This is a genomic window from Nitratireductor aquibiodomus NL21 = JCM 21793 (genome assembly GCF_000615975.1).
GTDB classification, from domain to species: Bacteria; Pseudomonadota; Alphaproteobacteria; order Rhizobiales; family Rhizobiaceae; genus Nitratireductor; species Nitratireductor aquibiodomus.
Genome location: NZ_BAMP01000067.1, coordinates 1 through 24236 on the forward strand (window position 1 = coordinate 1; position 24236 = coordinate 24236).

Genomic DNA, 24236 nt, shown 5'->3' on the forward strand with positions numbered 1-24236 from the left:
GAGCGCGGAGAGCGCCGCCGCCTCGTCCTGCTTGCCCGGCAGGCCGAAAAGCCTGAGCCGCCCGGCCCGTCCCATGGTCACGATATCGAGGCAACGGTGCTGCTCGCCGCCATTTTGCAACTGCGGCACATAGCCGACGACCGCCGGCATTGTGCGCTCACCCTCGGTCAATGTCAGCGAACCGAGCAAGGTGCGCAGCAGCGTCGTCTTGCCCCGCCCGTTGCAGCCGAGGATCGCCAGCACCTCACCCTCCGCCAGCGTGAAGCTGACATGGCGGAAGATCCAGCGCTCGCCCCTTCGAAGGCCGGCATTCTCGAGCGCGATCATCGGGCCGGGCCTCCCCGCGTCTGGCGCGTGCATAGGAGATAGATGAAGACGGGCGCGCCGATGACCGCCGTCAGGATGCCGAGCGGCAGTTCCGCGCTCGTCACGGTGCGGGCGAGGGTATCGACCGTCACCATGAAACTGGCACCGAGCAGCGCCGCCGTGCCGTGGAAGCGACGGTGGCTTTCGCCAACGAGCAGGCGCGCGGCATGGGGAATGACGAGGCCGACCCAACCGATGACGCCGGAAACCGCGACGCAGCCGCCGATGATCACCGAGATGACCGTAAAGACCAGCCAGCGCGAGAAGCCGACATTGACGCCGAAGGACCGCGCCTCCTCTTCCCCCATCGAGAGCACCGCGATGCGGAAACGCAGGCGATAGAGAAGCGCGATGGCGACGAGGATGACCGGGCCGCGCTCGACGACTTTCTGCCAGCTCGACGAGGAAAAGCTGCCCATCAGCCAGAAGACGATGGCGGGAAGCGAGGTCTCCGGATCGGCGACATATTGCGTGAGCGAGATCATGGCGGAAAACAATGCGTCTATGACGATACCGGCCAGGACGATGGAAAGGATCGAACGCCCTGCGACATGCGAAATCGCGGCCACCAGGACCAGCGCCGTAAGCGCCGAGGCAAAGGTGGCTGCAAACAGCATCGCGGCGCTGCCTCCGACGAGCAGGGTCAGCGTGCCACCCAGCGCTGCGCCGGAGGAAAGGCCCAGCACACGGGGCGAGACGAGCGGATTGCGGAAGAGCGCCTGCAGGGCCGCCCCGCAGAGCGCAAGTCCCGCTCCGACGATCGCTGCGAGCAGAATCCGCGGCAGGCGCACATTGATGAGTATGCGCTCTTCCATCGTTTCCGGTGCGGCCATGCCGGAAAGCCAACGGCCGAGGATCTGCCATATGTCGGCAAGCGGTATATGGAACCGCCCGGCGGCGGCGGAGACGAACGCCGCCGCCGCAAGGACAAGCACGAGCGACAGCCAGTGAAGGGCGGCGCCAGCCGCCTGCCCGTTCGAAAGCCGTGCCTCGGTCAGGGCGGGCGTCATTTGCGGGCGAACTGCCAGTAATTGGCGGCATCCTTGTTGAGTTCGAGCTTCAGGACGGCATCAATCTCTTCATCCGTGGGCGTATAGTTGTAGAGCCGCTCGAAGCCGCTCTTCACCTCGGCGCGCAGGTCGAAATGGAAGAGGTCCGGATGGGCGAGATTGGCGAGCCACATCCAGGTGAAGGGGCTTTCATGGCTGGCGCTGTCCCAGACATAGCCGCCGTTCGGCGTCTTGTAGACGCGACCGGCCTGCGCCGCCGCCGTCTGCGACAGCACCTCGTCGTTCATGATCGTCTCGCGGCCGGCATCGGCCTCATGCGCCGTCAGCATGATGATGTCAGGGTTCCAGGCCGCGATCTGCTCGGCATTCACCTCGGCCTGCACCCCGAGACCCGTGCCGACATTCTCGCCGCCGACCAGCGAAATGTAGAAGTTTTGATAGCTCTTTTCGCCGGTCGCGGTGAACTTGCCCTTGGAGGAGCGCAGGTGCAGGATTTTCGGCCGGGCCGCGTCGGGATGGGCCGCGAGCGTCGCCTTGATCTCGCCGATCACCGCGTCACGCCATTCAAACAGCGCCTCGGCCTTGTCCTGCTTGCCAAGGATGTTGGCGACGAGGCGGATATTCTCCCGCGCCAGCTCCTCCGTACCGCCATTGCCGCCGCCGACCATCAGCGCAACAGGAATGCCTGCATTGCGCAAGGGGGCTATAAGCTCGTCGCCCCGCCCGCCCCACTGAATGACGAGGTCCGGCTTCAGTGCGGCGATCGCCTCGACATTCGGCATCCAGCCATTGCCGCCCTCCGCGACGATGCCACTCTCGATGGAGGCGGCATCCGGGAACATCTTCTTGAGGAGGCCGGTCTCGAAAGCCTTGCGCGAGACGGGATTCATGCCGACCAGATGCTCCGAGGAGCCGTCCACCGCGATGACGGTCGCGGCGCCGGGCTGCGGCAGCGTGACGATCCGCTTCGCCGGGCCCGGAAGTATGATCTCCGCGCCCGTGACATCCTTGAAGGTGACGGGATCGGCAAGCAGCGGCGCCGGCGAAAGGGCGAGAAGGAAAAAGGCGGCAGACAGGCGCAGTTTCAAAGTCATCGGTGACCTCCATTATTCATGACAATTGCAGTCATGTTTTTCGTACAGAGGGGAAGGCGTCGTATCAATCGAACAAATCGGACAATGTGGAAAGAAATTTCGAACAGCGACACCATCGGGAAAGCTGCCGCCGGACAACTGTCGATCGCATCAATGCCGACGACAGGTGAGCGCCATTGGCGGGAAATCGTGTCAAGCATCCGCACAGGCCCGCAGATTGGGCGCAAAGCGGTCTAGGAAGCGGGTCGTTGCCGGCATGAAGCGTGAACCGTGATGGTACATCGGGTCGAGCGAGGAGATGACCATCGTGCCGGCCGTCGAAATCGCGTCCATGTAGAGGATGGCGCGCCCCTCGCCGTCGCGAGCCAGAACCGTTGAGCCTTCCGGTGGCGTGAACCAGCCGTGCAGATGCCAGGTCACGTCTTGCTTGCCGATGTGGCGCATCAATGGGTGTGTCCTGGCCTGATCGGTCAGTTCGACCCCGAGATCGGCCCCAGGGGGCAGCCACCACCACCAATTTGTCGGCGTTCTGGTGAAATGGACCGCAGGAAGCCATAATTCCGACTGGCTTTCTCCCAACGCGATCACCGTGCCGCCGGCATCAAGATGGCGTGCGATGACAGCCCTCTGCTTGATCATGCGCTGGGCCGGGGTTCGGCATGGCACCCAGAGGATATCCTGGGGGCGCAGTACGTTGACGAGGTCCTCGGGTGCGCAGATGACATCGAAAATACCGGTATAGGCCGACCCTTCCAGACTATGGATATGATAGTAGGTGCCGGAACTCGGCGCGACGATGCGCGGGCCGGCCCTGCCTGTATCGCGCGCGCCGCCATAGCTCTCGGCCCTGGCCAGCGGCAGGTCTTCGACCGGCGGTGTCTGCACGAAGCGATTCGAGGAGAGGCAGGAGCCGCCGTTTGCCCAGTTGATGACGCGCCGCGTCAGGTCCGGGGCGAGGTTCCATTCAAGCCCGATCGTGCCAAGATCATTGCCAGCATGGGAGAAGAACCGGCCACCCCGCGGCCTTGCCCACACCCAATCGACCGGGACTCGCGCGGGACCCAGCCCGTTGACGGCCACCGCGCCCTCCGGTGGCTGATTGCAGCCGCGTCCGTAGAAACCCGCGACGCCCCTGTTGGTTTCGATCTTCTTCAGGTCGATACCGTCATAAAGCGGATGAGGATTGATCGACGACAGACCGAAATCTTGTCGTTTTGGTGCGACGATCGAACGATACTGACCGATGCCATCAACCAGCGGACGCGCCATATGGCCGTTGAAGAACCAGTGCCCACCGTGATCGAGAAAAGACGCGAGCGCATCCTTGAGCACCAGCATGGCATTCTGGTCGAGCTGATTACCGGTGATCAGCCCCTTGTGCGACATGAGCATCTCGGCCGTGAGATCGGCTTGCTCAGTGATGGCGACCTCTCCACGGAGCGCGGCAGCCCGAACCGTCTCGGATGGCTCTTCGAAAGTGGATTTCAAGAAAATCGTGGTCATGCTGCCCCATACCGATCAGTTCTGTCTGCAAGACAAAGTCATGAGCCAGCATGGTTCTGAATATCATGACTAGTACTATCATGTTTTCTCGGATAGGAGATGAGGTGGCGTTTGGACAAGTCGAATGAATAGAACAGATCGAACGATCATATCGAACAAGCTCTCGGCGGTATCGATACGGGATTTTCTCCTTGTTACGACCGTCTGGAAGCGCTCCAGCTTTAGAGTCGTCGCGCGGGAGTTAGGGATAAGCCCGTCGGGCCTCTCCCATCAGGTTCGCAAGGTCGAGGAAGCTCTTGGCACGACCTTATTCGAACGGTCCAGCCAGCAGGTGAAGACGACCCTGGAAGGTGAGGTTCTCTTGTCTCACATTCAGGATGTCCTCGGGGTGGTTGGTAAACTTGACCTCCTCGCCGTGAAGACGAGCCGGCCCTTCGGAGGGCACCTTAAACTTGGCGCGATCTCAACGATCGGTGCCTATGTTTTGCCTTACGTCGTAAATCTGTTCGAGGCAAACTTTCCCAACGTCAGAATTGATCTCCTGGAAGGCAAGACCGAAGGGGTCACCCAACGTCTGCGCGGAAGTGAAATTGACATGATGTTATCTTGCCGTTTCGCTGACAATGCGGATATGGAAACAAAACCTCTGTTCACCGAGCGCTTTGATTTGATCGTCAACGTAGCTCATCCGCTTGCGGCAAAGACATCAATAAACGTTCAAGATCTTGATGCGTCTGAGTTTATGACGATGGCAGACGGCGAGGGTTATAGTGAAGATACGCTACCTGCAGCGATACGCACGACACAGCACGACTACAATGCTTGTTGCACCGAAATCAGAGGGTTGAGTCTCGAAACAATCGGTGCGCTCGTTTCAACGAGAGGGGGGGTTAGCATGGTTCCTTCGTTAGCCTCTCCCCGGCTAAGTACCTTTCCTAATGTGAAAATTGTGAGCATCTCCGGTCGCGCGCCACAACGAACCATATACGCTTCTTGGCGCAGATCGTCGCCTCATCAGGAGGCATTTCATCAGTTGTGCCATGTTTTGAGCGAGATGCAGGCGGTATGCGATCTTCCGATCGCAGGCGCGAGTTCCTTATAGTTGGTTAGAAAAGTTGCAAGGTCGTATTTGCTCTCCATTGGAGCACTGTTCTTGGAGCGTTACCTGATCCGTTTTTCGGATGTGAAAGCAGTGTGATCTTCCGCGATGTTTGGCGCACTTTCTTTATGGCCAAGTGGCGTAGGCTGGTGCTGGAAGCAGCGTAGCTGTCATCCGCGCTTTGCGCGGCAAAAGTCCGGTTTGAGCCCGAATTGCCGGTGACGCCCAGCCGGAAGTTCGCGCACTCAGCGAAACGCGGTTTCATCGGTAGCGGCCGTACGCGAGATACCCAATCGCAGCGTCGCAGCTTCTCCAGTTCGGTCTTTCAGAGCGGAAGCAATGAGTAGATGTCCGAGTTCAAGCTGCTCCGACAGACATATCATTCTCTGTTCCAGCAGCATTCGCGCCGTTGCCGCAAGAGGCAAGCAACTCCGATCGCACGCGGATGATCATGTTTCATCCGGTATCGGAATCTGGCCCTCGTTCGACGCAGGCCGAACCGTAGACGCAGCCTCGCCCGTCTTGGCCGAAAAGGCAGTCGTCCCGGTCACCGGCTCGTCGACAGGTGTCGCAACCAGTCTGGGATTACCCCACCAAGGCCGCAGAATGCGGTGACCGCCGAGCCCCCTGTGAGGGGGAACTACGTGCGGAGGGTAAACCATGCCGCCATATCATCCGATCGCTGCAGTCCAACTGCCCTGTCGTCGCTGCATTCAGCGACCGGCGGGCCAAAGAAGTTCCATATCGGCCTCAGGGTCGAACTGCACTTTCAAGAGGCAATACGTTCGGCTCTTTCTTGCTCAGGTCGAATCGTAAAACCCCGAGCCGCCGCCCGTCGGGTGCATAGACCAGCGCGCGATGGTTCGCGACCTCGTGCAGGATGCCATCATAGCGCAAAATCAGACCCGAGCCGGATGGGACGGGCGCCGTCGCTTTTATCTCGACCTCTTCGAAGTGACCGATGTCGGAGTGGTGCCCCTCAAGAAGGCGCACCTCCGTGATCGTCACCGGCAATGCGACGCCATTCTGCGTGTCGATGCGCGTATGCTCTGCGAAGTAAGTGCGCAGCGCAGTGTCTTCGGCTGCCGTCAGGGTCGCGTCATTGTCGGGTGCCTCGCGCATGACGAGGCCGAGCGTTTCCAGCGATGTCCGGATTGTCAGCGTGATGGCTTGCGCCTCCTGATCGACGATCACCTCGGTATCGGGCATGGGGTGCGCAACTGCCGTGTTGGCGAGGGCGCTTGCGCCAAGGGACAACGCCACCGCGATGGCCTGCATGGCATCAGTCAAGGTTGCCGGCATAGTCGTTCTCCCGATCGCGCCAGATGGAATGGGGGTGGATGCCCGGAAGCGACCGACCGGGCTGCATCGAGAATTCGAGCCACAGCTGCGGGCCGTCGAGCCGCACATAGGCGCCGCTGCCGTTCAGGTCGGAAGCGCCGGACCAGCCGATGAAGGTCTCGTCCAACTGGTCCTCGTAGATCTTCATGATGCGGTCGGCCGGATCCGCCGCGACATCGCCGACATAGGTTTCGACCGCCGCGAGCACCAGTGCCTTCTGACCGGCAGTCAGCTGTGCAATCGGCAGGCCCTCCTTTTCGGTCGGGAAATTGTCGTCCTTTTGCGGGCCGGCGACCACGTCCGAATAGGTCTGCGCCAGCTTGGCCTGTGCGAGCTGTTCCGTATCAAGAGCCGCCAGCATGGCGCGCAAAGCCTCCCATTCCTGCGTCATAGGATCGTTCTCACGACCGTTCATTTCAACGGTGCCAAAAGGCTCGGCTCCACGAAAGGAGGGCGTGGCGCTGACCAGGACACCATCGACATATGTGTTCGAAACGGCGGTGTGGTGCCCGCCATACTGAAGCTCCCAAGTTCCGGTCTCCGACGGTGTCCCGAGGAAAGCGACCTGGAAATTGCTGGAAGAGAACCCCGTCTCACCGGTTTCCTGGATCAAGTAGTCATCGAGATTCAGCAACTCTTCGAGCTCGTCGTAGCCCTCGTGCGCGGCCTGTCCCATCGCGGTCTGCAGCAGCGCCTTGACGTAGCCCAGCTGCGCCGCGTCAAAGGCCCCGAGCGTTGGCCCAACGCGTCCCGAAAAGCCCATCGGGGGAAAGTTGCTCCACAGCTTTGCTTCTTCAACGGAATAGTCGCGCTGCAGCTCGGCGAAGAGCTCGTCCGACAGGCTGTTCTTCAAGCCATCGGCAAGACAGAGCAGGCGGTCGTATCCTTCTTGATCGCACGCAGCGTCGGCCGCCTCGGTCGAGATGTCACCCATGTGGATGTTCTCGTTCAGATACTTGTCCGGAAGCGACATGCCGCCGCGCTGACCGCGGGGATTGCCTGGGTCGCCCTCGGGGGGGGCGCTCTGTTGCGCCAAGGCAGGTAGTACCGGGACGCACGCGATGATCGAGGCGGCCAGCAGGTTCGAACGGGATACGTGTCTCATGAGAACACCTTTTCGGTCTGGATTGTCGTGCCCCGCCGCCGCGGGGGATCGTGATTTGGACATGGAGCGGGTTAGTTCACCGTCGTGCTTCGATCTGGGGTTTCTTCTGAGCGCAGGCCCCTCAGGATGATGGCAATCCGGTCCATGATGTCCTTGGCCTGTTTGGCGCGGTCCACGGGCCCCTTCAGTTGCCTGCGAGGCAGGAGCGCATCGAGCCAGTCCATCAGCATCTCGCGGAACCGGATAACCCCGGTGTCGTAGAGCAGCGCGTTCATCTCGGGGAACATCAGGCTTTCGCGGGCGATCAGGTGCATGAGTGCATCCCGTTCTGCGGCAGCCCGATCTTCGAGATCGAGGCGAAAGATCCTGCGCAGCGCATCGAGTGGCGGCAGGTCCTCACCCTGCGGGCGCGGCAGGTCGAGCACGAGATGCCGCCGCGACCGGATCACCTGCTTAAAGAGATCGGTCTTGTCCTCGAAACGAGCGTAGAGGTCGCGCTTGGACATGCCCGCACAGCGCGAGACATCGGTGGTGGTCGCCCGCCCGAAACCCTTTTCGATGAACACAGTCATGGCCGCGTCAAGCAAGCGCTGGACCTGATCGGGATCGCTCGTGGCGCGTGGGCGCCCGGGACGGGGCTTCTGTTGTTGGTCGGTCACCTGAACTCCTTCCGGAACTATATTGGTTCCATTGTTCCGAAAGCAAGAATTAAGTCGCGCTTGGCGGGCTGCCGATCCAAACTTGCCACCCCTCGTCCGCTCACACGTACTCGTGACGCGACAAAGCCTGCGTGGCGGGTTGCGCTGCACCTATACGGAACCATAATGGTACCATTATGGGCAGACCGGTGTTCCGAGCATCGGCTTACCATGCTCGGAACACCGGCATGGTACCCACTCACGAGATACGCACGCAGCCAAAGGACATTCTGGATGCCTGATACCGATGAACGCCTGCGCACGGTTTTGGACCGATACGAGAGGCGCCGGACGCAAGAGCGCTCCGGCCGCGGTCGCGAAAGCACGGAAACTTCGACCCGCATGTTCGCCATCGGACCCGAGGCAGGAACGCTACTGAACGTGCTCGCCCGGAGCATCAAGTCCCCGCGGATCCTCGAAATCGGCACGTCATACGGCTATTCCGGCCTTTGGCTTGCGGAGGCCGCAAGAGCGCGAGGTGGCCATGTACTGAGCTTGGAGTGTGACGCTCACAAGTCGGATCACGCGCGCGGCGAGGCCCACGCCGCGGGGCTTGCCGAGTGGATCGAGCACCGGACCGGCGATGCGGTGACCCTGATCCCCACGCTCGAAGGCAAATTCGACATGGTATTCCTCGACCTGTGGAAGGATCTCTATGTGCCATGTTTTGACGCCTTCGTGCCAAAACTTGCCCCCGGTGCGCTGGTGGTGGCCGACAACATGGGGCGCGGTGGGGGCGCGGGTACGCGCGCTTATGCCGAGCGCATCCGCTGCGAACCGCGCTTCGAGTCCGTGATGGTCCCGGTGGGCACCGGCATGGAGATCAGCCGCTTCGCGCGCACCCTCTGACCCCCGGATCAACAACACCGAAAGACCCTTAATGCACAAGTCCCTGATGACCGCCCTTTTGCTGACCGCCGCGCCGCTGTTGCCCGGTACCGCCATCGCCCAGGACAACCCCGCCGCCGAGATAGCTTCAGCGGCGCAGGCCTACCTCGACACGCTGGACCGCGATCAACTGGGCGCGGCCATGCTGCCCTTCCCCTCGACCGCCGTGCCTGCGCAGGCCGAATTCTCCCGCAGCGGCGGTGGTGGTGGCGGTCGACCAGCCTCCAATTTCACCGGCGAGCGCTACGGCGCATCGGTCTGGTCCAACTACCCGGCGAGCGACGTGCTGCGTCCGGGTTTGCCCCTTGGCGACATGACCGAAGAACAACGCGCCGCCGCGATGGCGCTGCTGCAGGCCGCGCTCAGCCCCGAAGGCTACGCCAAGGTTCAGCAGATCATCGCGTCCGACCAGGCGCTGCACGAGGGCGGCACCAACTATGCCTCCGGAACCGATGCCTATGTCTTGGGGATCTTCGGGACACCTTCCGAAGACGGCAACTGGATGATGCAGTTCGGTGCGCATCACCTTGGCCTCAACCTGGTTATCCGTGGCGGTGACGGCACCCTGACGCCGACCATGACCGGCGCGCAGCCCGCGCAATACACCGATGCCGAGGGCAACGCCGTGCGCGTTCTGGCCGATGAGAACGACAAGGCCTTCGCTCTTCTTGACAGCCTCACCGAGGATCAGCGCGCCAAGGCGGTCCTTGGTTACGAGGTCAATGACCTTGTCTACGGTCCCGGCGCAACCGGCGCGCCGATGATGCCCGAAGGGCTTCAGGGCTCTGATATGACGGAAGAGCAGCAGGCATTGATGATAGATATCATTTCTGAATGGGCTGGTATCGTGACTGAAGACTGGGCAGCGCCGCGTCTGGATCAGCTTCGGGCCGATCTGGACGAGACGTGGTTTGCCTGGAGCGGACCGCTCACCCATGAGGACGGGCGTAACGGCTCGTCCTACTACCGAATTCAAGGGCCACGCCTCGTCATCGAGTTCTCGCCTCAGGGTGTCGGCGGCGACCCGACCAATCATGTCCACACTGTCTACCGCGATCCAACCAATGCTTACGGTCTGGGGACTGCACAATGAGACTTCGACTGTTACCGGCCCTCGCGCTTATCGCTGCGGCAACCCCGGCCTTCGCGCATCGTCTGGAGGGCTATTTGCAGGCCAGCGTCCTGTCGCTTGGCGCTGAAGACCTGACGATCAGCCTGTCTCTGACCCCGGGCAATGACGTGGCCAAGGCGCTGAAGACCGAAATCGACACCGACGCGGATGGCAGCCTCGCACTTTCCGAGTTGCAACACTATGCCGAGACGGTCGGGTCTGACCTTCATGTGACCCTCGATGGCAAGACCGTCCCCCTCTCGCTCGAGGAGATCGTTGCGCCGGAACAGAGCCAGTTTCTCGATGGACATGCGCCGCTTGTGCTGACCTTCATCGCCGCGATGCCCCGGGGAAGTGGTGCGCACCGGCTGGTCTACGAGAACGCGCACCATCCCGACTCCGCGGTTCGGCTCGTCAATCTGGAAGTTCCGTCTGATCCAATCGCGCCTGGGACGCAGGAGAGGACCGAAGATCAGGCCCGCTATGAGCTGAGCTTCGATCGCGCACGGTAAGGTCGGCTCTTTTCCCAATGAAACGACAGCGCGGACCTGCCGAACCGCAATCCGGCTTGGATGACGAGACCAACTGCTGACCGCACCGCCGCGCTCATCAACGTGGCGGTGACGGCCGAAATCAGGCCCGAGCACCGGCCGTTCATCACTTCGGATGGGGCGAACGGCGACCTTCTGCGGCGGGGGTCCGACGAATTTTGGCTTTGCAGCGAAACGAGATGGAAACTGAACACATGAACGCACTGTGGGACCAACCGGACCGGTATGGGCTTCTGAGCCGCATTTTTCATTGGGGTATGGCGATCCTATTCGCTGCCCAGTTCGCGGCAGCGGCAGCGCACTGGGGGCTGCCACGTGACAATGGCCTACGGCAACTCCTTTGGAGCTATCACTCGGACCTTGGCGTGACGCTCTTCCTGCTGGTTCTGATGCGTGGTGCATGGGGGCTGGCGAACATTCACCGGCGGCCCTCACATCCAGGGGTGATCGGACGAGCTGCCGTTGCCGGACATGTGGCGATCTATGGTTTGATGCTCATCGTCCCGTCTGTCCGTCTTCTCGCAGCAGCGGGAAGCGACCGGGGCCTCACGTACTTGGGCTTGTCGGTTTTCCCCGCACGCGATGCCGAGATCGCCTGGATGCAGGGACCCTCGGAATGGCACGGGGAGCTTGGCTGGATACTGGCGCTTCTGGTGCTTGGTCATGTTGCTATGACCGAAAAGTCCGCAGAGCAGTTGTTGATGTAGAGCGCGGCGAAGGTCAGCTAGCGCGCTTCGATGGATACTTCGGCGCTCGGCGTCCGTTGTAGGACGCGATAGACTGTCGGCCGCGAAACATCGAACAGTTCTGCCAGATCGCTGATGGAGTAGTCGCCCGTGTCATACATGCGCCGCAACTCTGTCTGGCGGCGATCCGACAGCTTGGGCTTCTTGCCCTTCAGCTTCCCCTTAGCGCGGGCGACTGCCATGCCCTCTTTGGTGCGCATGCGGATCAGGTCAGCCTCGAACTCGGCGAAGGTGGCAAGAATGTTAAAGAACATCTTTCCCATCGGATCGTGCGGATCATAGACCGACGCCCCTAAGGCAAGCCTAACCCCGCGCTTTGCCAACTCGTCTGCGATAGAGCGAGCGTCCGGAACCGACCTTGCCAGCCGGTCGAGTTTTGGGACCACCAGCGTGTCGCCGGCTCTTACGGCGGCCAAGGCCTGCGCCAGTCCTGGCCGCTCGCGGTTCGTTCCGGTCAAGCCATGGTCAGTATAGATGCGGTCCTCAGCCACACCGAGATGCAGGAGGGTTGCCTTCTGAGCGGCAAGGTCCTGTTTATCGGTCGAGCATCGGGCGTATCCAATACGAGTTTCAGACATGGGGGCGTCCTTCGGAAAAATTATTCTGGAGCCATGTAGAATTGTAACGAAAAAGGCCCGTTAAATGATACTATCACCGTACCAGCTAAATGAGAATCGATTTTCTCCTTAAATATAAGGTGTGGGCCCGAGGCGAGACGGCGTCCGCTCAGCGTTCCCCTTTCGGACAGATTGGAGATGCAGAATGGACGAAGCGATGCGCCGGTTCGCCGCTCTGCGACCCCATCTGGAAGAGGGCGTTTCTCTGACCACTGCCGCCCGCGCGGCCGATGTGCCGATCCGGACGGCGCAACGCTGGTTGTCGCGATACAGGCTGGAAGGTCTGGACGGATTGAAGGTCAGAGCGCGATCTGATCGCGGCACTCGCAAGCTACCCGGGCCACTGATCACTTTGATCGAGGGGCTCGCGCTTCGCAAGCCCCGGCTGTCCTGTGCCGCAATCTATCGACGCGCTGAAACTGTTGCCAAAAGCAGGGATTGGTCAGTTCCATCCTATGGCACCGTTCATTCCATCGTACAGGCACTCGATCCTGCGATGGTCACGCTAGCGCAGGATGGGGCGTGCGCCTATCGAGACCGCTTCGAGCTGATCCACCGACACAGAGCGAGCGCACCGAATGCGCTCTGGCAAGCGGATCATACGATGCTGGATATATTGATCATCGACGCGAACGGAAAATCGGTGCGGCCTTGGCTGACTGCGATTATGGACGACTATTCCCGCGCAATCGCTGGATACCTAGTATTTCTCGGCGCACCGTCGGCTCTGCAAACGTCCTTGGCGCTTCGACAGGCCATCTGGCGCAAGCTGAATCCGGACTGGCCGATCTGCGGGATTCCAGAAATTCTCTATGTCGATCACGGGAGCGACTTCACATCAGAACATCTCGAACAAGCAGCGGCTGCCCTGCGGTTTCAGCTTATTCATTCCGCCGTAGCGCGACCGCAGGGGCGCGGAAAAATTGAGCGTTTTTTCGGCACATTGAACACCGAACTGCTTCCGGAGCTGTCCGGCAACGTCGTGAACGGGAAACCAGCAACATCGCCGAAACTGTCGCTGGCCGATCTCGATGCCGTCATCGGCGCGTGGATCACGGAGACCTACAATTCTCGCACTCATCGCGAAACGGGGCTGCCGCCGCTGACGTCGTGGTGCGCCGACGGTTGGCTTCCTCAAATGCCCAACAGTATTGACGACCTCGACCTGTTACTCGTCATGGTCGCAAAGCCTCGGCTCGTGCGCCGCGACGGTGTGCATTTTCAAGGGCTGCGCTTCATGAGCACGATCCTTGCTCCCTATGTCGGCGAAAGCGTCACGATCCGATATGATCCGCGCGACCTTGGTGAGATCCGCGTCTTCCACAAGAACCGCTTCCTGTGCCGCGCCATCAGCCCGAAACATGCCCATGAGACGATCACGCTGAAAGACATACAGACAGCCCGTGCGGCGCAGCGGCGGGCCCTGCGCCAGCAGGTTAATGAACGGGTCGGCGTCGTTGCGGAATATTTCCCGGAGGAACAGCCCGCAGGACGACCGAGACCGCGCCTCGACCGCAACGCAAGTCGAAACTCCGAACCTATCAGTCGGATGATTGACAATGACGGGACAGCGCAATGGCACATTCATCGCCACGAAAGAGCATCGCCGCTTTGTCGAGTTCGCAGCTGCGGTGCAGAAACACCGGTATATCGGAATCTGCTTCGGCACGGCTGGTGTCGGAAAAACGATGTCGGCGCGGCGTTTCGCCCGGTGGGACAAGGCCGAAGCGCTCCTGACGGAGTGGGGGCCACGCGACGCATCGGACGCCATCGCCTATGAGGCATTGGCCAAGTCACGCACAGTTTTCTACACACCGACAGTCGGCGGCCCGGTTCGGGAGGTTCGGGAAGATTTACGCCGTCTTATAACCCGCGCAGAAGGTTCCATCGATCTGGCGCTCAATCCGAGCATGGTTATTCCGGAACGCCATGCTCAAGGGTCTATAGAAGTTCTGGTAGTCGATGAGGCCGAACGACTTTCGACGCAAAGTCTTGAACATGTGCGCGATATCTTCGACCGGACCGGTATCGGCGTTATCCTGATCGGGATGCCCGGCCTGGAACGAAAACTGGAACGCTATCCGCAGCTCTACAGCCGGATCGGCTTCGCACACCACTATCGCGCGCTGAAGGGGGATGAACTGACCTTCGTCCTCACCCGCCACTGGCGAAAACTCGGCCTGCAACTGGACGCCGCCGACTTTACTGATCACCAAGCGATCGCATCCATTGCCCGCATCACCGGCGGGAACTTCCGGCTGCTGCATCGCCTCTTTGTCCAAATAGAACGCATCCTAAAGATCAACGAGCTATCACTCGTTACTGACGACGTCGTCGAGGCCGCACGCTCCACGCTGGTAATTGGCGCCACTTAGCGCTGAAGGAACACCGCCAGATAACGCTGGGGATCACACCCGAAAAATCAGGGCTTCTTGTGTCGCATGTCATTGTCGCAAGTGGTAGAAAGCTTGCGACATGATTTGCGACAGGAGGGAGCCATGAGCGACCGACCAGCTTCGGACGCCGGCCGAGTGTTCATCGGCTATGCCCGCGTTTCGACGCGCGGCCAGGACCTCTACCAGCAGCGGGCCGCCCTGAGCGCGGCTGGCTGCGTTCGCATCTTTGAGGAAAAGGCTTCCGGGACGAAGCGGGACCGGCCTGAGCTGGCCCGGATGCTCGATCATCTGCGCGCCGGCGACGTGGTGACGATCACCAGGCTAGACCGCCTCGCCCGATCGACCGGCGACCTTCTGGCGATCGCGGAGCGGATCAAGGAGGCAGGCGCTGGCCTACGCTCCTTGGCCGAGCCGTGGGCCGACACCACGACGCCGGCGGGGCGCATGGTGCTGACCGTGTTCGCTGGCATCGCGGATTTTGAGCGGTCCTTGATCGTTGAGCGCACCAGCGCCGGCCGGATCGCAGCGAAGGCGCGAGGTGTGCGGTTCGGCCCCTCCCCTGCCCTATCCGCCGAGCAGATCGCGCACGCCCGCAAGCTCATCCATGAGGACAAGAAGCCGGTTGCCGAAACCGCCCGGCTCTTTGGTGTGCATCGCGCCACGCTCTACCGGGCGTTAGATGGCGCGGCATCGGAAAGCTGACCGACGCAGATTTTGCGTCGCACGAAACAATCAAGCAAGCTCTTGAAATCGCCCGCCCTGGCCCGTCGATTATCCGGGTCGCGCCGAGATCATGATCCGGTAGCGCCGGCTACCACAATGGAAACCCCACGATTTCAGCGGTTTGGATTCAAGGGGTTGTAGAATCGGAAGAATCGCGGTTTCATGTAACCATGAGTCGAACCGCTATACCGGTCAAAGAGAAGGTAGCCGCCCATCGGGAGCGGTTAAAGGCGGCCGGCCGCATCTATGTGAACACCGATCTTCCCGCCGATCTGGTCGCACGACTTGACCAGATCAAGGAAGCGAAGGGCGTGTCATCACGCGCCCCGATCATCGAAGAAGCTTTGAGGTTCTATATCGAGAACGCACCGAGGACATGAAATGAAAAACCCCTAGCCGTTAGCAGCGGCAAGGGGTTTTCGGATTTCGGAAACGGCTTTGTTAGGACCGCCTGAACAGCCCCTAACATAGTCGAGAGTGAACCACCCGGCAAGAGTGAGTCTCGCCGGGAACGGGGAATCTTTGTCCGCCGTCCGCGCCGTCATGTCCTCCGATTGGAAGGACGAAGGACAGATGTTGAGGACGCAAATTGCGGCCGCGATTGGCTGCGCGCGTGCGAACGCGCTTGATGAAATCATGCGGGAGGTCTGGACGCGCTACAGTGCCGGCCAGCTTTCCGAGGAAGACGCCGGCCAGCTCTCCGCGCTCGCCCAGGAGCGCCGGGCCGCATGGCGCGGATCGGGACAAGCCGCGCTTGGCCTGGTCCTGCCTCCCCCGGCCGAGCGTTGCCCGACGCCGGTTCGCCGGCGCAGCTATTTCAAGGGGCGATCGGAGGGCCGTATCTGGCAGGCGACGACGCGCAAGGACGTGCAGGCGATCTTGAAGGCGGCCGAAATCTACAACGAGGCCGGCTTGCACGAGAAGGGCGAGCGCAGCGGCCCGCTCGGATCGGTGGCGCTCGACGTGCTGCGGCTGTTCGTCAATCTGATTGACTTCCGCACCGGCCGGCTGGAGCCGTCAATCACCACGATCATGGACCGCCTGGGCCGGTCGCGGGACACGATCGTGCGGGCGCTGAAGAACCTGCGGGCGCATGGCTTCATCGACTGGCTGCGGCGTTACGAGCCGACCGGGAACGAGGGGCGCGGCCCCCAGGTGCAGCAGGCGAGCAACGCCTACCGCTTGTCCCTGCCGGAAAAGGCCCGGCAGTTTCTTGGCCGGTTTGGCAAGGCCCCTCCCCCGCCTGCGGATCATGGACAGGATCAGCAGGCATGGAGCGAGGCAATCGACGTCTACCGGAACACCCTGCCCCTTGATGAGCGAACGCAGCTCGACGCTGGTGATAGCCCGCTGGGGCAGGCCCTTGTGAAGATGGCAAAGACCTTCATGAAACGTGAGTCCGATAACCAGACTGAATCCCCCTCTAATTCTATTCTCTATGTGAAAACATAAGCGGACGCCGCTGTTCGGGCCGCTCACGCGACCCTGCGGCGGTTCCGGACCGCGTAATAAGCGGTCCGGCCCGGCACACTCAGAGCAAAATCACCAACCGTCTCGTCTGCGGCCAATGTCGCATGGGCTTTCGAAAGGAAGAAAGGGCGAGAGCCGCGCCTAAAGAAGTTAGCTGTTTACTAGCGGCTATCAATTTGCAATAAGATTGCAAGCGGCTGTTTAACCACTTATAAAGTGCACGCAGCTAACATGCTGCTGGTCATTAGATGAGCGGAGGTCGCATGGCGGTCATATCATTTGTTTCGAGCAAAGGCGGGGTTGGCAAAACAACTTCGGCCGTTGTCCTCGCCGGCGAACTAGTCGCGGCGGGTCGCAAGGTCGCGTTGATCGACGCGGACCCCAACAGGCCCCTTGTAGCCTGGTCGCAGCTTCGCCCGGTTCCGGAATCCCTTCGGCTCATAGTCGATGACTCGGCCGAAACAATCATAGACACGATCGAGGATGCCCGCACCGACGCCGATTTCGTCATAGTTGACTTAGAGGGGACCGCGACCGATCGCGTCGGCTTCGCAGTCGCCCGGTCGGATTTGGTTCTGATTCCGCTGCAAAGCTCGGTTCTTGACGCAGCCGAGGCCGCGAAATCGGTCAAACTGGTGCGCCAAATGTGGAAGGTGGCGAACCGGGAAATTCCATATCGCGTGTTCTTTACCCGCGTGCCGCCCGCGATCCGCGAGCGGACGGCACGCGACATAGAGCGGCAGTTTACCGGCGCTGCGGTCCCGGTGCTGCCGGCGACTTTGATCGACAGGGCGGCCTATCGGACCTTGTTTTCCTTGGGCGGCACGCTGCACGAGCTGGAAACGGCCGATGTGTCCGGACTGGAGACAGCCAAGGAAAACGCCCGCGAATATGCGCAAGCCGTCATCAACGCCATTAGGGGAGGGAACGCAGCATGACTGCCGATGACAAGAAACGCGCAACGCTCGACTTTGGCGAGGAACTCAACACGCCGCCAGTGCCGCCCGTTGATCCGAACGCGGTCAAGGCCGCCGCCCGCGCTGCGGGTTTCCGCGAAACTCCGAAAGCCGCCGAGCTATTGCCGTCTTCTCCTGGGCGACCCCCGCGCCGTACTCGGCGCAAGACAGGCCGCACGGAACAGTTCGCAACCCGGCTGAGGGCCGACACTATCGAGGCGATCTATACCTATGCCGACCGCCACGAGATCACGCTTGCCGAGACGATCGAGCGGGCAATGAGCGCACTTGGCGAAGGCGAGCAGTAGCGGTTTCGCTTGTTCGCTTATACAAATTTTGATATAAGGGATTCATGGCTGACATGAAGCGGCTCGAATTTCTCGGGGATTCCCTTGAGCAGTTGCGGGAGTTTCCCGAGACGGCGCGGAAAGAGGCCGGTGTCCAGCTTCACAAGGTTCAGCAGGGTTTTGAACCAAGCGACTGGAAGCCGATGGCGAGCGTAGGGCAGGGGGTGCGGGAAATCCGCATCCGCGACGAGGCCGGAGCCTTCCGGGTGCTCTACATCGCTAAGATAGAGGATGCCGTCTATGTGCTGCACGCCTTCCAGAAGAAGACGCAGCAGACAGCGAAACGAGATTTGGACCTAGCCGCGACCCGGTTGCGGCAAATCTAGCGGAGGCGTGACAATGGAACGTCAGAGCTTTGCGAATGTATGGGATGCACTGGAAGATACGCCGGCCGAGGCCGCGAACATGACAATGCGTTCCAATCTGTTGATTGCCGTTGAGCAGCGGGTACGGAGTTGGGGCGTCACCCAGGCCGAAGCGGCACGGCGTCTCGGGATCACGCAGCCCCGGCTTAACGACCTGCTACGCGGCCGGATCACGAATTTCAGCTCGATACGCTGATTAATCTAGCCACCCAGGCCGGGCTTGCGGTGCGGCTCGATATTGCCGAGGCCGCATAGGCTCGTCGGTAATCCGACAGTCAAGAGGGCGAGGTGTTCTAGTGCAATTTGCACAGACGCATGCCTGTAACCCGCCCCCGGCCGTCCCTACGGCCCAATATGATAAGAGCGGGCCGGCCGGGGGCTGACCGTCGTGCCGAGCGGCGAAAGCCGCGACCGGACCGGAGGGAACGCGCTTCCCCATTGCGCCGAAGTGACCGGAGGGCCGCCAGTGACAAAGCCCCGGCGCGCAGCGCCGGGACCACATCTCACTCCAGAGTCACGCCGAGGGTAGGGGCTACAGCTCCAGCCAGAACCGGGCGTCATCCTTGACGCGCGGCCCCCATGTCGCGGTGATCGTCTTGGCCGTGTCCGGATCATCGGGATTGATCGTTTCTTGCAGCGCCAGCAGCTCGCGCCGTTTGTCGCGCAATGTCTTGGCTAGGGCGGGGTTCGTGTCCTTGATTTCGTGGAGGCGGGCCGAGATCATCCCGCGCGCCTGGTTCAGAATCCCGATGGCGATTTGTGCCGTGACGATGTTGTCATAGGTCCATGTTGCGGCCTGCCCTTCGGGGGCGAGGCGTTCGGCGCAGATCGCGGCAACGGCCTCTTGCAGCGCCTTCACGCGGTCGAGCAGCAGGATAGTTCCTCGCCGGTAATCTCATAGGCGGGCGAATAGCGGGCATCGACATAGGCACGATCGAGGCGGGTAAAGCAGCGTCGGGCGAATTTCGTGTCGCGCGGCCACGCGGCGATGAGCTGGGGGGCAAGGCGTTCAGCCTGGGAACGCAGGAAGGTGAGCCGGTGGGACTTAGGCGAGTAGAGCGCCAGGACGAGCAGGATGCAATGATAGAGCCGTTCGGCGGTTTGATGCAGCAGAAACGCCGCCTCATTCCGGAACCCGTCATCTATCGCCACCGTGGCGAGTTTCAGGAAGCGGTCTGCGCCCGGAAACCAGTGGTCGAAATGTCGGCGCGCTTCGGCTTTAGCAACCTCCGGCACTAACGGTTTCGGTTCAATGAGCGGGAAGCCGGGCGCTTCATAGATCACGAGGCCGTCGCGGGCTATGTCCACGAAGAAAGGGCGGCCGTGGGCGAGCTGGTCGTTCACATCGTGGAGGGAATGGACGATGAAGTTGACCGGCGTTGCCAGGTGCTTTGTCACGGTCAGCTCCTGCAGGAAGCGTTCAGCGGCCTTTTCCCAGGCTTCATGCTGTTCCGCAAAGCTGTCGTAGTTGACGACGACGAGTAAATCATAGTCCGAGCGATAGCCGCTCTTGCGGTCCTCGACCCAATCGCCGCGCGCATAGGAACCGAACAGGATCAGCTTGAGGATGCGGCCACGCTTACCCTTATCGGAGAGCTTGGTTTTTAGGGCGTCCTCAAATTCATCGAACAGGATCGCGGCGACCCGTTCCAGCTCGCGCCGCTTTCTGTCAGGCAGATGGGCAAGGCTTTCAGGGAGCGTCATATAGCCCCCTGAACTCCGCATCGGCGTAATAGGCGAGCTTGCCGGCGACGATGGGCCGTTGCCCGGCCAGGAACAGCAATTCGAGATTTTGCGGCAGGTTGCGGACTTCATCGGGGGTCAGCAGCGGCCGGGCGGTGTGTTGCTCGCCGTAGGTGATGCCGGTCTTTTCGGCATCGAGCGCCCGGCTCATGGTCTGGAACACAACGGTTTCCTGCCCGAGCAGATCGGAGACAAGGCGGGCGCTATCGTGATCGTTGACGCCGAAGACCTGTAGAACGCCGGCGTTCGACAGGAATGTGCCGGCGCGCTGGCCGTAGGTGGCGCGGAGCTGGTGAACGTCTTGCAGGATCGGCCAGAGCTGGACGCCATAGCCGGCCATGAGGCCCATGGCGCGCTCGACGGGGGCCAGGTGGCCGAGGGCGGCGAATTCATCGAGCAGATAGAGGACCGGCACGGCCGGCTTGGCGGGATCGCGGGCCATGTCGGTGAGGCTTTGCGCGACGAGCAGGCGCAGCCAGCGTGAATAGGTGGACAGGCGATCGGGCGGCAGGACGAGGAACACCGAGACGTTGCGGCGCTTGAGATCGGCAAAGCGGAAATCGGAGCGGCCGAGGACTGCGACCATGCGCGGGCTGTCGAGGAAATGGGTATGGCGCTGCGCGGCCGAGAGGACGCCGGCCGCTTCCCGGTCGGATTTGCCGAGGTGTCGATTTGCCGCGCGGGCGACCAGGCCGGCCGCTTCAGGGGACGCCTGCATGTCCTTCAGGAGCGCGGCAAAGGCTTCCGGGGCGAGCGTGAGATAGTCGCGCAGGGTGGCGAGGTTCCGGCGCTCACGCGGCTCCTGGGCGGCGATATGGAGGATCAGGCCGGCAATCAGCGCCTTGGCTTCCTCGTTCCAATGCGCTTCGCCGGCCATGCCTGGTTCATCGAACACGAGGGCGTCGGCAAGGGTGCTCGCGTCTTCGGCCACATCAAGGCCGGCCAGGTCGAGCTGGTCGAGCGGATTGAAGGCGGCCGAGGGCAGGCCGGTAACGCCGAAGGGGTCGAGGACGTGGACCGGCCCGAACTGCTGGCGGGCGCGGCCGGCGATTTTCGCATTCTCGCCCTTGGGGTCGATGCAGATCACGGAGCGGTCGGCGGTGAGCAGATTCGGATGATGGTTCCGACGCCCTTGCCGGTGCGCGTCGGTGCCATCGTCAGCAGATGGGCCTGGCCGTCATAGCGCAGCGGCCGCTTTGATTTCGGATCGCGGCCGATCAGCAGGCCGGTATCGGCGCGGGCGAGGGGAGCCACTTCCTTGTTGGTGGCGAAGCGGGCCGAGCCGTGGGTTTCGCCTTCCATGTCCCCGAAATGGATAATCAGCGGATTGGTGATGACGCGGAAGACGATGGCAGCCAGCACCAGCAGCGTGACGAGATCGAGCGCAATGAACGGAATCGTGCCGGGACCATAGCCGAGATCGTTAAGCGCAAACCGGCCACCCATACCAACGACGAAAAGCGCAACGATGAGGATGAACAGAACGCGCAGCACCGTTTGCCAGATGCGGAACGGCAGAGTTATCAGGGAGACAAAAGCCCATACAGGATCATGCGCGGCGGCGCGCAGCATGTTCTTGAAAGCGCCCCATGCGAGCGTTGCCCGGTTCACGATGTTGCCTCGCCGGCGCTCCCCGCCGTTTGCCCGGCCGGCACGTTGCCGATCAGATCGGCAAAGAGTTCCTTGTCGCCGTCGCGGGTCAGGAAGTCGGGCAGTTCACGCTTGAGCCATTCGCTCAAGCGCCGGGAGAATTCCTCATCCTTGCCGTTCTCAAGGCGATGGAGGACGAGCGCACCCAGCAGTACCTTGCGGCGAGTGTCTCTTGTCCGTTCCTGTTTTCCGAGACGAGCCTTGAGGGCGGATCGCTGCGCATCCAGTTCGGCCAGCCTTTGTTCGATCGTCTTGCGCGCCATCTGACGTTTCCCTCCTATTTCGCGGGACGGGCGGTAGCCTCACCCTTGAGGCGAACCATGATGATTTTCGGGTTGTCGCCAATGCGCTCGATCTCGACAATGCCGGACGCATCGACCAGATCGGAGAGGCGCGGGAAACCGAAATTGCGAGCGTCGAAATCCGGCGACTGTTTCGCCAGGTGCGCACCGACGCGGGCCAGATTGGCGCGGCCGTCTTCATCGGCCGAGGCGGTGACGGCCTTCGCCAGCATGTCGAGGGCAGCGCGATCGAGAGCCGCTTTCGCCGGCGCAGGTTTGGCGGCGGCCGCCTTGGGTGCGGCGATGGCTTCCACTTCCTTCTGTTCTCCGGTCGCGTTGAGCACGTCGAAATAAACGAACTTGTCGCAAGCGGTGATGAAGGGGCGAGGCGTCTTACGCTCCCCGAAGCCATAGACGGTGACGCCCTGTTCCCGGATGCGAGCGGCGAGGCGGGCGAAATCACTGTCGCTTGAGACGATGCAGAAGCCGGAAAAGCGGCCCGTATAAAGCAGGTCCATTGCGTCGATAATCATAGCGCCGTCAGTGGCATTCTTGCCGGTCGTATAGGCGAATTGCTGGACCGGCTGAATCGAGTGTTCCAGCAGGCATTCTTTCCAACCGTTGAGGTTTGGTTTGGTCCAGTCGCCATAGATACGTTTGACGCTGGCGGTTCCGTAGTTCGCGATTTCAGCGAGAAGGCCGGCGACGATCTTGGAAGAAGCATTGTCTCCGTCGATCAGCAGCGCCAATGTCTGGTTATTGTCGATTGCCATACTCTTCGCCCTCCGTAGGTCGTCAGACTATACGAACACACGCGCGGCTCAAGCGTTTCTGATCTTGTTGTCTTGCTTGATCTTGCAAAATCACCGCATTTGCCGCAAAATCCGGCTTCATCTTTTTTGCATCGAGCTTGCCGCAAGCGCCACACCGAGTGACGAAACAGCGAAGCGATTGAGTTGAGAAGGGCGCACTTACGAGTTACTGCGTAACTCACGGCGCAGTTGGCTGATATTCCAACGGAGAAAGTGAAACGGCATCGGAGTAATCGACGTTGGCGATCTACCATTTAAGCACGAAGCCAGTTTCGAGAGCGAAGGGCCGTAGCGCCGTCGCTTCGATGGCTTATCGTGCCGGGGAGAAGCTGACCAATGAACGCGACGGCATCACGCATGACTACACGGCCAAGCAGGGCGTGGAACATGTGGAGATCGTCTTGCCCGAGGGCGTGAATGCCGATTGGGCGCACGATCGGTCGGACTTGTGGAACGCCGCCGAGTTTGCCGAGAAGCGGAAGGACGCCCGTGTTGCCCGTGAATTCGAGATTGCCTTGCCGCATGAGCTTTCGGCCGAGCAGCGCCTAGAGGCCAGCCGAGAGTTCGCTCAGGATTTGGCAAACCGCTACGGCGCGGCTGTGGACTTCGCCATTCACGCGCCGCACGAGGCGAGCGACGTTCGCAATCACCATGCGCATGTGATGATGACCACGCGGCAGGTGACGGAGAACGGTCTAGGCGACAAGACCTATCTTGAGCGCGAAAACAAATGGCTCTTGGCGAACGACCTGCCGACGACCGACATGCAGCTGCGCGACCTTCGCCAGAGATGGGAGGGGATCGCCAACGAGCGGCTGGCGATGGCCGGGCTTGATATTCGCATCGACCATCGGTCGCACATGGAGCGCGGGTTAGAGCTGACGCCGACCGAGCATATGGCGTCCATGCCACGCAGATGGACAGGCGGGGCCTCGACGTGTCGCGGGCGCGGCTGGACGAGGATGCGGCGCGGCGCAATGCCGAGCTTATCCGCGAGAAACCCGAGCAGGTTCTTACGCTCATCACCGGCGAGAAAAGTGTGTTCGACCGCCACGACGTTGCGCGGGCGCTGCATCGCTACATCAACGACGACCCGCAGGAGTTTCAAAGCGCGTTCGCGAAGGTGATGGCGTCGCCCGCCCTGGTCGAGTTGCAGGCCGAGCGCGCCCACGTAGTGGGGGACCATGCAACCGGCGAGATCGAGCTTGCCCGGTATTCGACCCGCGAAATGGTCGAGATCGAATCCGGCATGGTGGCGTCGGCCGAGCGGATGCACCAGGCGCACAATCATGGTGTCGATCGCCGGCATGTCGAGCGGGCCATAGGCGCGCAGGACGCCGCCATTCAGCGTAGCGCCGGCGACA

General features: G+C 61.5%; 25 protein-coding genes and 3 pseudogenes. 15 read left to right on the forward strand and 13 right to left on the reverse strand.

The window, feature by feature from the left end; translation table 11 throughout:
• From JCM21793_RS29300 to JCM21793_RS30500, 4 genes are all read right to left on the reverse strand, one after another.
• The coding region (locus JCM21793_RS29300) for an ATP-binding cassette domain-containing protein (protein ID WP_025031079.1) at positions 1-327 on the reverse strand (327 nt) is incomplete at its 3' end.
• Positions 324-1376 (reverse strand): FecCD family ABC transporter permease, encoded by a 1053-nt coding sequence (locus JCM21793_RS16420; RefSeq protein ID WP_025031058.1) that lies wholly within the window; start codon positions 1374-1376, stop codon positions 324-326. The genes JCM21793_RS29300 and JCM21793_RS16420, both read right to left, overlap by 4 nt.
• The gene (locus JCM21793_RS16425) at positions 1373-2470 is read right to left on the reverse strand and encodes an ABC transporter substrate-binding protein (RefSeq protein WP_025031059.1); all 1098 of its coding nucleotides are present in this window, start codon (positions 2468-2470) and stop codon (positions 1373-1375) included. The genes JCM21793_RS16420 and JCM21793_RS16425 overlap by 4 nt, the downstream gene beginning before the upstream one ends.
• A 192-nt stretch (positions 2471-2662) precedes the next feature.
• On the reverse strand, positions 2663-3973 hold the full coding sequence (locus JCM21793_RS30500) for a hypothetical protein (protein ID WP_036540616.1): 1311 nt from the start codon (positions 3971-3973) through the stop codon (positions 2663-2665).
• Between the two features lie 124 nt (positions 3974-4097).
• Between JCM21793_RS30500 and JCM21793_RS16440 the strand changes: the two genes are divergently transcribed.
• Positions 4098-5075 carry a LysR family transcriptional regulator gene (locus JCM21793_RS16440; RefSeq protein ID WP_023517586.1) on the forward strand — a complete coding sequence of 326 codons (978 nt, stop codon included), beginning with the start codon at positions 4098-4100 and terminating at the stop codon, positions 5073-5075.
• A 747-nt stretch (positions 5076-5822) separates the two neighbouring features.
• Here JCM21793_RS16440 and JCM21793_RS16445 read toward each other — a convergent pair.
• Genes JCM21793_RS16445 through JCM21793_RS26555 form a run of 3 tightly spaced genes read right to left on the reverse strand, consistent with a single transcriptional unit; the run spans position 5823 to position 8177 of the window.
• Complete coding sequence (locus JCM21793_RS16445) at positions 5823-6374, reverse strand: hypothetical protein (RefSeq protein WP_025031060.1); 552 nt, start codon at positions 6372-6374, stop codon at positions 5823-5825.
• Positions 6355-7581, reverse strand: coding sequence for a DUF3500 domain-containing protein (locus JCM21793_RS16450; protein ID WP_210164481.1), 1227 nt, complete (start codon positions 7579-7581; stop codon positions 6355-6357). The genes JCM21793_RS16445 and JCM21793_RS16450 overlap by 20 nt, the downstream gene beginning before the upstream one ends.
• Positions 7582-7589: 8 nt before the next feature.
• Entirely contained in the window at positions 7590-8177 is a 588-nt protein-coding gene (locus JCM21793_RS26555; RefSeq protein ID WP_025031062.1) for a TetR/AcrR family transcriptional regulator, read from the reverse strand.
• A 273-nt stretch (positions 8178-8450) separates the two neighbouring features.
• Here JCM21793_RS26555 and JCM21793_RS16460 point away from each other — a divergent pair, with 273 nt between their 5' ends.
• The 4 genes from JCM21793_RS16460 (at position 8451) to JCM21793_RS16480 (ending at position 11473) form a co-directional block, all read left to right on the forward strand.
• Positions 8451-9065: an O-methyltransferase gene (locus tag JCM21793_RS16460; protein ID WP_025031063.1), complete on the forward strand. Its 615-nt coding sequence runs from the start codon at positions 8451-8453 to the stop codon at positions 9063-9065.
• 46 nt (positions 9066-9111) lie between these two features.
• Entirely contained in the window at positions 9112-10197 is a 1086-nt protein-coding gene (locus tag JCM21793_RS16465) for a DUF3500 domain-containing protein (RefSeq protein ID WP_155983464.1), read from the forward strand.
• Positions 10194-10727, forward strand: coding sequence for a hypothetical protein (locus tag JCM21793_RS16470; RefSeq protein ID WP_025031065.1), 534 nt, complete (start codon positions 10194-10196; stop codon positions 10725-10727). Before JCM21793_RS16465 ends, JCM21793_RS16470 begins: the two co-directional genes overlap by 4 nt.
• A 233-nt stretch (positions 10728-10960) precedes the next feature.
• Positions 10961-11473, forward strand: coding sequence for a cytochrome b (locus JCM21793_RS16480; RefSeq protein WP_051556221.1), 513 nt, complete (start codon positions 10961-10963; stop codon positions 11471-11473).
• Positions 11474-11490: 17 nt separating this feature from the next.
• Here the strand turns inward: JCM21793_RS16480 and JCM21793_RS16485 are convergent, their stop codons facing one another.
• Positions 11491-12090: a recombinase family protein gene (locus JCM21793_RS16485; RefSeq protein WP_025031067.1), complete on the reverse strand. Its 600-nt coding sequence runs from the start codon at positions 12088-12090 to the stop codon at positions 11491-11493.
• Between the two features lie 184 nt (positions 12091-12274).
• Here JCM21793_RS16485 and JCM21793_RS26560 point away from each other — a divergent pair, with 184 nt between their 5' ends.
• The 9 genes and pseudogenes from JCM21793_RS26560 to JCM21793_RS26565 all read left to right on the forward strand — a co-directional run bounded on the left by JCM21793_RS26560 (position 12275) and on the right by JCM21793_RS26565 (position 18641).
• Positions 12275-13909, forward strand: a complete 1635-nt coding sequence (locus JCM21793_RS26560; protein WP_202901440.1) for a TnsB C-terminal domain-containing protein — start codon at positions 12275-12277, stop codon at positions 13907-13909.
• On the forward strand, positions 13818-14504 hold the full coding sequence (locus JCM21793_RS16495) for an AAA family ATPase (protein ID WP_202901441.1): 687 nt from the start codon (positions 13818-13820) through the stop codon (positions 14502-14504). The genes JCM21793_RS26560 and JCM21793_RS16495 overlap by 92 nt, the downstream gene beginning before the upstream one ends.
• Positions 14505-14627: 123 nt before the next feature.
• Positions 14628-15227 (forward strand): recombinase family protein, encoded by a 600-nt coding sequence (locus tag JCM21793_RS16500; protein WP_036540621.1) that lies wholly within the window; start codon positions 14628-14630, stop codon positions 15225-15227.
• A 191-nt stretch (positions 15228-15418) separates the two neighbouring features.
• Complete coding sequence (locus JCM21793_RS16505) at positions 15419-15628, forward strand: ribbon-helix-helix protein, CopG family (RefSeq protein WP_025031070.1); 210 nt, start codon at positions 15419-15421, stop codon at positions 15626-15628.
• Between the two features lie 142 nt (positions 15629-15770).
• On the forward strand, positions 15771-16700 hold the full coding sequence (locus JCM21793_RS16510; RefSeq protein ID WP_441909145.1) for a helix-turn-helix domain-containing protein: 930 nt from the start codon (positions 15771-15773) through the stop codon (positions 16698-16700).
• Between the two features lie 281 nt (positions 16701-16981).
• Positions 16982-17656 carry an AAA family ATPase gene (locus tag JCM21793_RS16515; protein ID WP_025031072.1) on the forward strand — a complete coding sequence of 225 codons (675 nt, stop codon included), beginning with the start codon at positions 16982-16984 and terminating at the stop codon, positions 17654-17656.
• Positions 17653-17982: a hypothetical protein gene (locus tag JCM21793_RS16520; protein WP_025031073.1), complete on the forward strand. Its 330-nt coding sequence runs from the start codon at positions 17653-17655 to the stop codon at positions 17980-17982. The genes JCM21793_RS16515 and JCM21793_RS16520 overlap by 4 nt, the downstream gene beginning before the upstream one ends.
• Before the next feature lie 53 nt (positions 17983-18035).
• Positions 18036-18347 (forward strand): type II toxin-antitoxin system RelE/ParE family toxin, encoded by a 312-nt coding sequence (locus JCM21793_RS16525; RefSeq protein WP_025031074.1) that lies wholly within the window; start codon positions 18036-18038, stop codon positions 18345-18347.
• A gap of 13 nt (positions 18348-18360) precedes the next feature.
• A pseudogene (locus tag JCM21793_RS26565) lies at positions 18361-18641 on the forward strand (helix-turn-helix domain-containing protein).
• 277 nt (positions 18642-18918) lie between these two features.
• Here the strand turns inward: JCM21793_RS26565 and JCM21793_RS29520 are convergent.
• From JCM21793_RS29520 to JCM21793_RS16555, 5 genes and pseudogenes are all read right to left on the reverse strand, one after another.
• Complete coding sequence (locus JCM21793_RS29520) at positions 18919-19245, reverse strand: hypothetical protein (protein ID WP_306306769.1); 327 nt, start codon at positions 19243-19245, stop codon at positions 18919-18921.
• Positions 19242-20090: a HEPN domain-containing protein gene (locus tag JCM21793_RS26575; RefSeq protein WP_162175230.1), complete on the reverse strand. Its 849-nt coding sequence runs from the start codon at positions 20088-20090 to the stop codon at positions 19242-19244. The genes JCM21793_RS29520 and JCM21793_RS26575 overlap by 4 nt, the downstream gene beginning before the upstream one ends.
• A pseudogene (locus JCM21793_RS26580) lies at positions 20077-21740 on the reverse strand (type IV secretory system conjugative DNA transfer family protein). Before JCM21793_RS26580 ends, JCM21793_RS26575 begins: the two are co-directional and overlap by 14 nt.
• The gene (locus JCM21793_RS16550) at positions 21737-22042 is read right to left on the reverse strand and encodes a hypothetical protein (protein ID WP_025031075.1); all 306 of its coding nucleotides are present in this window, start codon (positions 22040-22042) and stop codon (positions 21737-21739) included. The pseudogene JCM21793_RS26580 and the gene JCM21793_RS16550 overlap by 4 nt, the downstream one beginning before the upstream one ends.
• A gap of 14 nt (positions 22043-22056) precedes the next feature.
• Positions 22057-22833: an NYN domain-containing protein gene (locus JCM21793_RS16555; RefSeq protein WP_025031076.1), complete on the reverse strand. Its 777-nt coding sequence runs from the start codon at positions 22831-22833 to the stop codon at positions 22057-22059.
• Positions 22834-23111: 278 nt separating this feature from the next.
• Between JCM21793_RS16555 and mobQ the strand changes: the two are divergent.
• Positions 23112-24236: pseudogene (mobQ, locus tag JCM21793_RS16560) on the forward strand (MobQ family relaxase); the annotation flags it as partial.